Source organism: Gelidibacter algens, from assembly GCF_001678675.1.
Taxonomy (GTDB): domain Bacteria; phylum Bacteroidota; class Bacteroidia; order Flavobacteriales; family Flavobacteriaceae; genus Gelidibacter; species Gelidibacter algens.
This window is the reverse complement of the sequence record NZ_LZRN01000007.1, coordinates 120,378-132,493: the sequence shown is the minus strand read 5'-3', so window position 1 is coordinate 132,493 and position 12,116 is coordinate 120,378. Positions and strand designations below refer to the sequence as shown.

12 protein-coding genes and 1 tRNA gene are annotated in these 12,116 nt (G+C 36.9%); 2 read left to right on the top strand and 11 right to left on the bottom strand.

What is annotated here, in order from left to right; all coding sequences use genetic code 11:
* Positions 1-60: 60 nt before the first annotated feature.
* The 8 genes from A9996_RS05175 to A9996_RS05140 all read right to left on the bottom strand — a co-directional run bounded on the left by A9996_RS05175 (position 61) and on the right by A9996_RS05140 (position 5,387).
* The gene (locus tag A9996_RS05175) at positions 61-759 is read right to left on the bottom strand and encodes a porin family protein (protein ID WP_066431834.1); all 699 of its coding nucleotides are present in this window, start codon (positions 757-759) and stop codon (positions 61-63) included.
* 101 nt (positions 760-860) lie between these two features.
* Complete coding sequence (locus A9996_RS05170) at positions 861-1,346, bottom strand: ExbD/TolR family protein (RefSeq protein WP_066431828.1); 486 nt, start codon at positions 1,344-1,346, stop codon at positions 861-863.
* A gap of 20 nt (positions 1,347-1,366) precedes the next feature.
* A complete protein-coding gene (locus tag A9996_RS05165) occupies positions 1,367-1,966 on the bottom strand; it encodes an ExbD/TolR family protein (RefSeq protein WP_066431825.1) in 600 nt (199 codons plus the stop codon).
* A 2-nt stretch (positions 1,967-1,968) separates the two neighbouring features.
* A complete protein-coding gene (locus A9996_RS05160; protein ID WP_066431822.1) occupies positions 1,969-2,421 on the bottom strand; it encodes a hypothetical protein in 453 nt (150 codons plus the stop codon).
* Between the two features lie 21 nt (positions 2,422-2,442).
* The gene (locus A9996_RS05155; protein ID WP_066431819.1) at positions 2,443-3,228 is read right to left on the bottom strand and encodes a MotA/TolQ/ExbB proton channel family protein; all 786 of its coding nucleotides are present in this window, start codon (positions 3,226-3,228) and stop codon (positions 2,443-2,445) included.
* A gap of 196 nt (positions 3,229-3,424) precedes the next feature.
* Positions 3,425-3,512 (bottom strand) — tRNA-Ser (locus A9996_RS05150).
* Positions 3,513-3,584: 72 nt separating this feature from the next.
* Positions 3,585-4,616, bottom strand: coding sequence for an asparaginase (locus A9996_RS05145; RefSeq protein WP_066431809.1), 1,032 nt, complete (start codon positions 4,614-4,616; stop codon positions 3,585-3,587).
* A gap of 3 nt (positions 4,617-4,619) precedes the next feature.
* Entirely contained in the window at positions 4,620-5,387 is a 768-nt protein-coding gene (locus tag A9996_RS05140; RefSeq protein WP_066431806.1) for a TatD family hydrolase, read from the bottom strand.
* 178 nt (positions 5,388-5,565) lie between these two features.
* Here A9996_RS05140 and A9996_RS05135 point away from each other — a divergent pair, with 178 nt between their 5' ends.
* Complete coding sequence (locus A9996_RS05135) at positions 5,566-6,009, top strand: retropepsin-like aspartic protease (RefSeq protein ID WP_066431916.1); 444 nt, start codon at positions 5,566-5,568, stop codon at positions 6,007-6,009.
* A gap of 64 nt (positions 6,010-6,073) precedes the next feature.
* Positions 6,074-6,709 (top strand): response regulator transcription factor, encoded by a 636-nt coding sequence (locus tag A9996_RS05130; RefSeq protein WP_066431803.1) that lies wholly within the window; start codon positions 6,074-6,076, stop codon positions 6,707-6,709.
* A gap of 758 nt (positions 6,710-7,467) precedes the next feature.
* Here A9996_RS05130 and odhB read toward each other — a convergent pair.
* From odhB to A9996_RS05115, 3 genes are read right to left on the bottom strand one after another with little or no spacing between them, the layout of a single operon-like run.
* Entirely contained in the window at positions 7,468-8,766 is a 1,299-nt protein-coding gene (gene odhB, locus A9996_RS05125) for a 2-oxoglutarate dehydrogenase complex dihydrolipoyllysine-residue succinyltransferase (protein ID WP_066431799.1), read from the bottom strand.
* A gap of 5 nt (positions 8,767-8,771) precedes the next feature.
* On the bottom strand, positions 8,772-9,281 hold the full coding sequence (locus A9996_RS05120; RefSeq protein ID WP_083993852.1) for an ORF6N domain-containing protein: 510 nt from the start codon (positions 9,279-9,281) through the stop codon (positions 8,772-8,774).
* Positions 9,282-9,338: 57 nt separating this feature from the next.
* Positions 9,339-12,098, bottom strand: a complete 2,760-nt coding sequence (locus tag A9996_RS05115) for a 2-oxoglutarate dehydrogenase E1 component (protein WP_066431796.1) — start codon at positions 12,096-12,098, stop codon at positions 9,339-9,341.
* Positions 12,099-12,116 lie beyond the last annotated feature (18 nt).

Below are 12,116 nucleotides of genomic sequence, written 5' to 3'. Positions count from 1 at the left end.
CAAAAGTTATTTAGGCTAACAATTAATAGATCTTCATGGAGCGCCAGATCAATCACTGTGTTAAAGCACATAAAACATCAACCCAACCTTAATGCTGTTCATGTCTATTACTTTGCCATTGAGCTGCGCAGACTCCTTGAAAATAGAATTCAGACCATAATAGACATGAAAATTCCATGTAGAATAGCCTGCACTTAAAGTGAGACCATATTGGAACTTTTCAAAATCATTGTTATTCTTGATCTTAATATCTGCAATGCTACCACCAAATTTGGATGTATCATAAAAAACATAGCCTAATTTTAGCCCTGTATAAATACGCCAAAACTTATACTCTCTGGCTGTAGAGGTGCGCCATCTGTATTGTAAAGGCGCTTCTATGGCGTAGGTCGTAAACTTGTTCCTTTTGACGGTAATTTCACTCTCATTGATAACTTGATACATATACGCTCCATCTGCATCTTGCGAGATAAGTATGTTCTGATTATAGGAGTTTGTAGAAAGCCCCAATCCAATCCCAATAGCCTTGTTTCGGCGCTCATTGATAGGCATATCTCTAATGGCACCAAAATGAACTCCGGTGGAAAACCCGCTTTGCTTAAGGCCATCAGGTATTTTACCAAGCAGATTGTAGGTTAACGAAAAATAGAATTGATCTTCTCTATATCTGTTGTCCACAACAGTAGAATCTTTAGGCTGTTGTGCAATTAAAGTTGATGCCACACCACAGAATACAAGAATTAGAATAGAGCTCTTCATACTACAAATATAATTTATATTGCCGCACATATAAATTTAGGGCAATAAAAAAAAGCACCCTAATATATTAGGATGCTTTTGAGACTATTTAACTAATAATTTTAGTTCATCTTATTTCCTGAAATTTCACCTTTTCTTGTAGTGTAATTTATTTTCAGTGCGTTCTCTTTTCTAAGCTCCTGCTTTACATCTCCAACCAAACCCATATTGGCATCTTCGTCTACTTTTAGAGCAACGGTCAAAAACGGAACAAGCTCTTCTCTTTTTGAGGCTCTTTCAGACGCAATAAAAGCTCTAATATCGGTTAAATCAGCAAACTTATCATTTAACTGGATACGAGATTCTTTGCCAAATTTACTTTGAAATTTCTCTGTAGGTTGTCCAATATAAATATACATAACCAAGTCTTTTTTATCGAGTTTTTCAACCTGGTCAGCGTAAGGTAATTTGTTTTGTACTACCAATGTCGTTTCACGCATGGTAGTTGCCACCATAAAAAAGAACAATAGCATAAATACAATATCAGGTAACGATGCTGTATTTATTGCTGGTAAATCGCCTGATTTCTTTTTATTAAATTTGGCCATATTGCTTTTTTTCTAAATTATTATTGAACTTCTGATAGTTTCTGGGGATATTCAATTTTAATCTTTTCGATTTTTTCTTGAAGTTTCTCTTTATTCCCTATCCAATTGACATCGCCATAGTTGGCTTCCATTTCCTTTAAGGTCTTCCCATAAAGTTCCATAGCTCTAGTATCTCTTAACTGATTGTAAGCCGCTACCAATTCATTTTGAACCGATATGTATGTGGAATACTTAGTCTCGCGATCATTCTTTAATGAAATAATGGCTTTATCGGGATTGTCAGATGATTTCGGATCTCTTTTACCATTGCAGTAAGTACAGGCATCAGGGCCAGTGCCACCACCATTGTCTAAAAATGCAACCGCTGATTTTCTCAAATCTTCAAGTGGCATAACCTGATCTTCAACCAAAAGTTGATTGAATTTGTTGATGTACACTGTAAAAATATTCTTCTCCTTGATAATAGGTGGTTCAACCTCTGTATCATCAATAGGAGGTAATTTCCTGTTTAAACCCGTATCTGTTTCAATGGTTGTTGTTACCAAGAAAAAGATTAAAAGTAAGAATGCAATATCAGCCATGGATCCTGCATTAACTTCGGGTGCTGATCTTTTTGCCATAATTACTTAGTTATTTTTTTGATTCCTGATAATAGCATCGCTATGGCGGCACCTACGATAAGAATGTAAAATGCCATTAAGCCTGCACCAACTAAATGTGATTCATTTTCTGTAGCTGGAATTCCATTATACATATAATCACCAGCATCAGAGCCACTAGACACCACGTAAGATATCACCAATACAGCTGCAAAAGCCCCTACGCCTATTAACGTACTCTTTAAAGAATCTGTATGAGTAAACAGATTTTGCAGTACGAAAAACAAAACGAAAGCTAAGGTCAGTGCAAAAATAATGTAAGTTACATAAGCCATTGGGTCTATAATGGCACTGTCGCCATCAAGAGCTGCAGCTTTGATTGCATCATCACCCTCAGAGATAATCATCACTAAAAAGATGACACCCGCAAGGCCTAAAAGCGCCGCTACTATTTTTAATATTTTGTGTAATTTCATAATTTTCTTTAATTGTGCGGTTTATCTTTTGTATCTCACAAGCATATCCATCAACGTGATAGATGCATCTTCCATATCGTTCACAATACTATCAATTTTTGCAATGATGTAATTGTAAAACACTTGAAGAATAATTGCCACAATAAGACCAAATACCGTTGTTAAAAGTGCTACTTTAATACCACCAGCAACAAGTGAAGGATTCATATCTCCAGCAGCTTCAATTTTATCAAAGGCTTGGATCATACCAATTACAGTACCCATGAACCCAAGCATTGGAGCCAAGGCAATAAACAATGAAATCCAGGACACGTTTTTCTCTAACTGACCCATTTGTACACCACCATAAGCAACAACAGCTTTCTCAGCAGCATCCAAATCGTGATCTGCCCTATCCAAACCTTGGTAATAGATGGAAGCAACAGGTCCTTTTGTATTTCTACAAACTTCTTTGGCAGCTTCAATACCACCAGATTGTAATGCATCTTCTACATTTTGAACTAATTTTTTAGTATTTGTAGTTGATAAATTTAAAAAGATAATTCTTTCAATGGCAATCGCAAGTCCTAAAATTAAACAAAGCAATACAATACCCATAAAGCCTGGGCCACCTTCAATAAAACGTTTCTTTAATTCTTGATGAAACCCAAGTTCGTCGTCTGCAGCCGGAGCCATAGTCTCGTCATCTTGTGTTACTGATGCAACGGTTGTAGTTGCCATTGACGCTGTAGCCGCATAGTTATTTGCACTTACAGTTCCGAAAGCCATGATTCCTGCGATGGCTAGGATAGAAAATAGTCTTTTCATTGTTCTGATCTTAATTTTATTAGTTAAAGTGTTAAAGATATAAAAAAATTGCAATTAAAAAATAAAAATGCAGAAGAGTCTAAATGATTTAAAGTTGAACTAAATCTTTAATCTCACCCCCTGTAAAGCAAAATAACTTCAAGTAAATAGGTGGACTTTAATAAGAAACAACACCTATTATTTCAAAATTAAATTGCAGAGAGGAAGGGATTCGAACCCTCGATACCCTTTTGAGGTATACACGCTTTCCAGGCGTGCGCCTTCGACCGCTCGGCCACCTCTCTAAAATTTACAGCTCAATTGCTTTGCCAAATAACGAAAAAATCTTTTACGCCAAAAAATTTTGAGCGTTAATTTTAAGACATTTCTCCTCTCAATGAGGTTTCAAAGATGGTTTTGAAGGTTTTAGCAGAAATTTTTTCTCCCAACATATACATCAATTTAGTCACTGCGGCCTCAGTTGTAATGTCTTTTCCTGAAATTACACCCATATTTTTTAATTGAGAGCTCGTTTCATACTGCCCCATATTGACACTTCCTCCAGAACATTGCGTGACATTAATAACAGGAATACTCTTTTTTATGGTATGCTTTATAAGATCAATGAACCAATCTTCGGTGGTGGTATTTCCTGCACCATACGTTTCCAATATAATGCCTTTGATATATGGAGAAGAAAACATGCACTCCAACACTGGTTTTGAAATGCCTGGAAACATTTTAATCAATGCAACATTATTCTCAAGCTGCCTATGAACCACAAATTTCTTTCGGGTATTGGGCTTAAAGAGGTGCTCTTTTGACACCTTTAAGTGCACACCAGACTCTGCCAAGTCAGGATAATTTAAGGATTCAAAAGCCTCAAAATGTTCTGCGTTGATTTTAGTGGTCCTGTTTCCCCTATAAAGTTTGTATTCAAAATAAAGACCAACTTCCTTTATTACGGGTTTACCATGGTACTGCAAAGACGCCATTTGTATTGACGTAATAAGGTTCTCCTTGGCATCGGTACGTAAATCGCCAATTGGCAATTGAGATCCTGTCAAAATAACTGGTTTTGCCAAATTCTCAAGCATAAAACTCAACGCAGAGGCAGTATAACTCATGGTATCACTACCGTGCAATACTACAAAGCCATCAAACGCTTCATAATTTTCCTCAATAATTTCAGCTATTTGGATCCAATATTGCGGATTCATATTAGAAGAATCAATAGGCTCCTCAAAAGAAAGGGTTGTAATCTTACAATCCAACAGCTTCAATTCTGGTATTTTCTTTAGTAAATTACTAAAATCGAACGCTTTTAAAGCACCAGACTCAGCGTGCTTGATCATACCAATGGTACCTCCAGTATATATCAATAAGATGTTGGGTTGTTGGTTGGGCATAGTTTAGACTTTAAAAATAGCTTTAGAATTATGTGTTGTAATTTCAGCAATCTTCTGTATGGATTGACCGTAGAGTTCAGAAAGTTTTTCCAAAACCTTTATAATATGGGCACTTTCATTGCGCTTCCCTCTAAATGGTTTTGGTGCTAAATAAGGTGAATCAGTCTCCAGAACAATATGCTGAAGGTCAATTTCATTTAAAAACTTATCAATCCCTCCATTTTTGAAAGTGACCACACCGCCAATGCCCAATTTCATATTGTAGGAAATGGCGCGTCTTGCCTGTTCCAAAGTTCCTGTAAAGCAATGAAAAATGCCATGTAAATCTGCGGATTTTTCCGTTTCCAGAACTTCAAAAATTTCTTCAAAGGCGTCTCTACAATGAATTACAATGGGCAATTGATAGCGCTTTGCAAGCTGAATTTGATATTTGAACGCCTCCTTTTGAATAAATAACGTGCTTTTGTCCCAGTACAAATCAATACCAATCTCTCCAATTGCCACAAACTTTCTTTTGGCAAGCAACCCTTCAACATGGCGCAATTCGTCCTTATAATTGTCCTTAACAGATGTGGGATGCAAGCCTGCCATCAAAAATACATGTTCAGGGAAATCAGCTTCCAACTGTAGCATGGCTTCTGTATAAGTTGAATCTATGGCAGGAATAAAAAAACGGCTTACGTTGGCTTCAATTGCGCGTTTAATCATCGCTTTTCGGTCTTCATCAAAAGCCTCACTATATAAATGGGTATGGGTATCTGTAACAATCATGGTGCAAAAGTATACGTTCTTTGCCAAGTTGCACAATTATAGCTCGAATTTTAGATCTCAGTAGAAATTCGTTTCCGCATTTAATCCAACCTTAGACAGTTTCAGTGTAATTTAAGTTAAAATTGGCAACTGAGCTTTTGGGATCTTTGTAGATTTGTTGGAAACACAGGAACATATTATGGATGCGAGCTTAAAGCAATTCCTGCTTGACAAGGGCTATATCAAAGTCAAGCTAAAATTGACCAAAACAAACCATTTCGAAATTAAAGCAACCATTAACGGCGTTAAAGGCCTGTTTATATTAGATACAGGAGCTTCCAACTCTTGCGTGGGTTTCGAAGGCATTGAGACATTTAAATTAAAGGCAAAGGATTCTGAAATCAAGGCTGCTGGAGCTGGCGCGACAGATATGCTGACTCAGGTTTCTAAAAAAAACAAGCTAAAAATAGGTAGGTGGAAGCAGGATAAAGTGCCTTTGATACTTTTCAATTTAAGCCACGTCAATACTGCGCTTCTCAACTACAAATCACAACCTGTGGATGGTATTATTGGTGCCGACATTTTAAAAAAAGCAAAAGCCATCATTGATTATGATAAAAGTTATGTCTACCTAAAATCGTAGTCCTTCTCCTTTTTTTAATCATAAAGTACTTATCTTTATCATCCCTTATAGTTTTAAATAGCACATGCAAGCCTCTATCCTTATAGCAGACGATCATCCCCTTATCCTTAAAGGTCTCACTGATTTTTTAAAAGAGAAAGAATACACTCTTGTTGGAAGTGCCGTGAATGGAAAGGAAGCTTTTGAGCTGATTGAATCTTTAAAACCGGATATCGCCATCTTAGACATACAAATGCCCTTTTTGACAGGTCTTGAAATTGCAAAAAAATGTCAGCACCTGAAACTGCCCACTAAAATTATCCTCATTACTTTTGAAAAAGATCAAACTATCTACAATCAGGCCAAAACCCTTGAAATTTACGGCTATGTCCTAAAGGAATTTGCGCTTGTAGAAATTGAAAACTGCATTACAGCAGTTCTAAAAGGCAACTCTTATTTTAGTCCTGAGCTCATCGAATATCTGGAAATTAATGAAGCCCATGAAGAGCTTGGGTTACTGACGCCGTCAGAAAAAGAAGTTTTAAGACTCATTGCTCAAAATAAAACTGCTAAAGAAATTGGTGACATTTTATTTACGTCAAGCAGAACGGTTGAAAAACACAAAAGCCATATCATCAAAAAGCTAGATTTAGAGTCAAAAGGAGGCAGCTTAGTACTTTTTGCTAAGGAAAACGAACAGTTTCTTGATAAAAATACGTAGTTCTACGTATTGTGCGGTATTGAGATAATGGCGACCTTTACCAGGCTATTAATCAATTCTTTTAGGAGTATAAAAAAGCTCTGGATTATCTAAAATTCAGAGCTTTTCCCAAAATTCGCTATGATGAAAAATAATTTCAGTTTTATCAATACTTTTTTTGCCCTTTGTTTAATCATCACTTCCATTCTAGTCATTTCCATGAACATTTTAGTGGGCTTCTTTAGTTAGTCAGGTAAGATAATAAACTGTAAAAGCGCATCCCGTGTATTAGGGTGCGCTTTTTTTTGTCAAATAATCAAAAAAGCCATAAATCCATCAAAATATACGTAGTTCTACGTATTGTTTGGCATTCTTAAATTGTCGAATTTTACAGAGCTATTAATTCTTAGGGGAATTTTTATATAGAGCTCTGGATTGTCATTGATTCAGGGCTTTATTATTTTATGCCATTTCTATATTAAAAATACGTAGTTCTACGTATTGTTTGACGTCTTCTTAATCCCGAAATTTACAAACCCTACTGGACTTTATTAAAACCCCAAATTCTTAGTGGTGCCAATCCACAAGAACCAAATCTCTAAAACATCTATGAAAAATGATTTTAAAAATGTCAACAAGCTCCTAATTATAGGTTTGATATTGAGCGCTATATTGATCATTACCGCAAACATTTTGGTTAATTTATCTTAATTTTTGATTCATAAAAAAAGGGCACTTAAATACTTAAGTTGCCCTTTTTACTTTTTTATACGATGTAACTATAGCTCTAAAGCTCTCTTAACATCGTTATCCATTAATAATTCTGTTGGGTTTTCTAAGGCCTTTTTAATCGCTACCAAGAAACCGACACTTTCTTTACCATCAATAATTCTATGGTCATAAGACACTGCTAGGTACATAATTGGTCTAATCTCTACATGACCATCAATGGCTACAGGACGTTCCACAATATTATGCATTCCTAAGATGGCACTTTGTGGCGGATTGATAATTGGTGTAGATAACATACTTCCAAAAACACCTCCATTAGAGATTGTAAACGTTCCACCGGTCATTTCATCTACCGTAATTTGTCCGTCACGGGCTCTGATTGCCAAACGTTTTACCTCAGCTTCAACACCCCTGAACGTCAAGTTTTCGGCATTTCTGATTACAGGAACCATCAATCCTTTTGGACCTGAAACAGCAATACTGATATCACAAAAATCAAAACTGATCATTTCCTGACCATCAATCATGGAGTTTACAGTTGGATATTCCTTTAAAGCTCTAACAGCTGCCAAGGTAAAGAAACTCATAAAGCCTAAACCAACACCATGTTTATTTTTGAAGGTTTCCTTATATTCTTCACGCAATTTAAATATCGCAGACATATCGACCTCATTAAAAGTGGTCAACATTGCGGTTTCATTTTTAGCTGATACCAAACGTTCGGCAACTTTACGACGCAACATTGATAATCTTGAACGCGACTCTCCACGTCTTCCTCCTGTTGGCGTACCCATTGACGGCACTGCTTTTACAGCATCATCTTTGGTAATGCGACCATCTTTTCCTGAACCACTCAGCTCAGAAGCTGACATTTTCTTTTCTGCCAATATTTTTTTAGCTGCCGGACTTGCAACGCCTGATGCATATGTTTTTTCGGCTGGGTTAGGTGCTTTTTTAGATTCTTCTTTGTTAGGAGTTTCCTTTTTATCTTTAGAAAGTTCCTTTTCAACATTTTTATCACCAGAGCCTTCATCACCTGTGCTCTTAGACTTCTTCTCTTCGGTTGCTTCTGCTTTTTTGGAATCTGAGTCACCCCCAGATGGTTTTTCAGCGTCTGTATCAATTAAACATACCACCTCACCTACGGCAACAGCATCACCTTCTTCTGCTTTAAGGGTAATAATTCCACTTGCTTCAGCAGGAAGCTCTAAAGTGGCCTTATCACTATCTACCTCAGCAATAGCCTGATCTTTTTCTACATAATCGCCATCTGCAACTAACCATGCAGCAATTTCTACTTCTGTAATGGACTCTCCTGGTGAAGGAACTTTCATTTCTAAAATCATAGTTCTTATTGTTTTTTGTAACCTATTGGTTTGCGTTGTTTTTGTTCTGTTTCTATGTGATCCTTTTGCAATAAAAAATTTAAAGCTTCTGCTACATCATTAAATTTTTTATTGAATGTATTTTCGAGCTGATTCAATTTTTCACTCAACTCTATATGCGATAACGCATATTGTCTCATAAGTACGAAAGCTCTTATAATTGAAATATTAATTTCAATTGCTATCTTGCTTTTCAATACGCTTGAGAGCATTGCAACGCCTTGTTCTGTAAAGGCGAAAGGTTTTGCTCCGCCAAGTTGTTGTTTTGAAGGTATCACATTTTGTGATACCATAGATTCAATTTCTATTTCATTGAGTTCAAACATGAAATCTATTGGAAATCTTTCAAGATTTCGTCTTACAGCTTGTTTCAATGCACGTGTTTCTGTCTGGTACATTTCAGCCAAATCAAAATACAACATCACATTTTGATGTCTGATTTCATAAATCTTATTTTCGATTTCTTGTGGCTTCAAATTATTTTATAAATTCAAAGAATATTATTCTATAACACTTCCAAATAACAACTTGTTTTAGCGTTGGTTGTTCTTGGTTTTGTCAAACACATAATCAATCACCTCTTTATGACGGCGTTTTGAGCGTGTTGAGCTTCCTGCCGCCGGCGCACCGTACGCACGACGCGAAGCAATCCTGAAGGATTTAGACTCTTCAAAATGCATCATCATAAAACTGTAAGCGCCCATATTACGAGGCTCTTCTTGTGCCCAGACCACATCATCAGCATGTTCATATTTCTTTAAGATCTCTCGCATCTGTTTAGCTGGTAACGGGAATAACTGTTCTATTCTTACCAATGCTATATCGTCTCTATTTTGCTCTTCTTTTACTTCTAATAGATCGTAATAGAACTTCCCGGTTAAAAATACCAGCGTTTTTACCTTTTCAACTTCTGCCTGGTGATCGTCAATGACCATTTGAAAACTGCCGTTTGCAAATTCATCAACCGTAGAAATGACTAAAGGATGACGTAATAAACTTTTAGGAGTAAACACTATTAACGGTTTTCTAAAGTTTGCTTTAACTTGTCTTCTTAGCAAATGGTACATATTTGCCGGTGTTGTACAATCTGCAACATACATATTATCGCTTGCACACAATTGTAAGTAACGCTCCATACGTGCAGAAGAATGTTCGGCACCTTGGCCTTCGTATCCATGCGGCAATAACATGACGAGTCCGTTTTGCAACTTCCATTTATCTTCTGCCGCTGAAATATATTGATCCAACATGATTTGGGCTCCATTACTGAAATCTCCAAATTGCGCCTCCCAAATGGTTAATGTTTTTGGGCTTGCCATGGCGTAACCATAGTCAAAACCAACAACGCCATATTCAGAAAGTAAAGAGTTGTAAATATAGAATTTACCTTGGTCATCACTAATATGATTTAATAGCACGATCTCTTCTTCACTGTCTTCAACCTTAACCACAGCGTGGCGGTGTGAGAAAGTTCCACGCTCAACATCTTGTCCAGACATACGCACGTCATGACCTTCTTCCAATAGCGTACCATAAGCCAAATGCTCAGCCATGGCCCAATCAAGTTTGTTCTCATCAAAAACAGTTCTACGAGACTCAACCAGACGTTCGATCTTACGGATGAATTTTTTATCTTTTGGTAAGGTAGAAATGACATCAGCGATTTGCGACAATTTTTCTTCAGAAAAAGTCGTATCGATGGTTTCCATCATTCTATTCTCATCAGCATAATCAAAACCGGTCCATTCATCTTGCATAAATGGCGTAATCACCGTTTTTTCTTCCTTTCGGGAATCTTCCAATTCTTCTTCTAAGGACGCCTTATAGGCCTCTTCAAGTTTTTGAACAAAATCCTTATCAACCACACCTTCTTCTAATAACTTGGCCGCATAAATATCTCTCGGATTTTCATGGTTTGCAATGGCTTTATATAATTTTGGTTGCGTAAAACGAGGTTCATCGCCTTCATTGTGGCCATATTTTCTATAGCCTAAAAGATCAATAAACACATCGCGTTTAAAGGTCATTCTAAAATCTAGGGCAAACAACATAGCATGAACCACCGCTTCAACATCATCAGCATTGACGTGCAGCACTGGAGACAACGTTACTTTTGCAACATCCGTACAGTAGGTACTTGAACGTGCATCTAGATAGTTAGTGGTAAACCCAATTTGGTTATTGATCACAATATGGATTGTTCCGTTGGTTTTGTAGCCCTCCAAATTAACCATTTGAATCACTTCGTAAACTATCCCTTGTCCTGCAATAGCAGCATCTCCATGCACAATGATAGGCAGTACCTGAGATGGGTTATCAAGATATTTATCATCTTGCTTAGCTCTGGCAATCCCTTCAACTACTGCTCCTACAGTTTCTAAATGCGAAGGATTTGGCGCAATATTCAAATTTATTTTTTTACCGCCTTTAGACTCTCTATTACTAGTCCAGCCTAAGTGGTACTTGACATCACCATCAAAAATTTCCTGTTCGTAATCTTTCCCATCAAATTCACTAAAAACATCTTTCGCAGATTTTCCGAAAATATTAATCAGCGTACTCAACCGACCACGGTGAGCCATTCCCATCACAAATTCCTTGACGCCTAGTTCTGCGGCATTTTCAATGAGTGTATCAAGTGCCGGTATTAAAGATTCTCCACCTTCAAGTGAAAAGCGCTTTTGCCCTACGTATTTGGTATGCAAAAAGCTTTCAAAAGCAACGGCTTCATTTAGTTTCGTTAAAATATGTTTTTTTTCTTCAGAAGAAAATTTAGGCTGATTGTCATTGATGTTCAATTTTTTCTGAATCCATTCTATTTCTTTCGGATTCCTGATATACATATATTCCACACCAATGGAAGAACAGTAAATCTTTTCAAGATGGTTAATAATGCTTTCCAAAGTCTGTGGGCCTATCCCCAAAATCTCTCCAGCAGAAAAAATCGTTTTAAGATCCTCTTTTAAAAGTCCGAAATTCTCAAGTGCCAAAGTAGGCTCATATTTGCGGCGTTCTCTAACAGGGTTGGTTTTTGTAAATAAATGTCCTCTATTTCTGTAACCATCCATCAACCGCACCACATTAAACTCCTTTTGCATGAGTTCAGGAACTTCTGGCGAGATACAAACCTCTCCCTCATCATAAGTTGTTTCACTGTTTTCAGAGCCAAAATCAAAACCTTGAAAAAAGGCTCTCCAGCTCGGTTCAACAGTATCAGGGTTTTGTAAGTATTGATCGTATAATTCAGCAAAGTAAGCTGAGTGCGCGGCGTTTAAAAAGGAATATTTATCCATTATTTTTGGTAAAACGTT

Bases quoted from the DNA above. Each gene is read 5' to 3' on its own strand.
- A9996_RS05135 (WP_066431916.1), top strand. From the start codon at position 5,566: ATGGATGCGAGCTTAAAGCAATTCCTGCTTGACAAGGGCTATATCAAA.
- A9996_RS05130 (WP_066431803.1), top strand. From the start codon at position 6,074: ATGCAAGCCTCTATCCTTATAGCAGACGATCATCCCCTTATCCTTAAA.
- A9996_RS05115 (WP_066431796.1), bottom strand. From the start codon at position 12,098: ATGGATAAATATTCCTTTTTAAACGCCGCGCACTCAGCTTACTTTGCT.
- A9996_RS05155 (WP_066431819.1), bottom strand. From the start codon at position 3,228: ATGAAAAGACTATTTTCTATCCTAGCCATCGCAGGAATCATGGCTTTC.
- A9996_RS05170 (WP_066431828.1), bottom strand. From the start codon at position 1,346: ATGGCCAAATTTAATAAAAAGAAATCAGGCGATTTACCAGCAATAAAT.
- A9996_RS05165 (WP_066431825.1), bottom strand. From the start codon at position 1,966: ATGGCAAAAAGATCAGCACCCGAAGTTAATGCAGGATCCATGGCTGAT.
- A9996_RS05140 (WP_066431806.1), bottom strand. From the start codon at position 5,387: ATGATTGTTACAGATACCCATACCCATTTATATAGTGAGGCTTTTGAT.
- A9996_RS05145 (WP_066431809.1), bottom strand. From the start codon at position 4,616: ATGCCCAACCAACAACCCAACATCTTATTGATATATACTGGAGGTACC.
- A9996_RS05160 (WP_066431822.1), bottom strand. From the start codon at position 2,421: ATGAAATTACACAAAATATTAAAAATAGTAGCGGCGCTTTTAGGCCTT.
- A9996_RS05175 (WP_066431834.1), bottom strand. From the start codon at position 759: ATGAAGAGCTCTATTCTAATTCTTGTATTCTGTGGTGTGGCATCAACT.
- odhB (WP_066431799.1), bottom strand. From the start codon at position 8,766: ATGATTTTAGAAATGAAAGTTCCTTCACCAGGAGAGTCCATTACAGAA.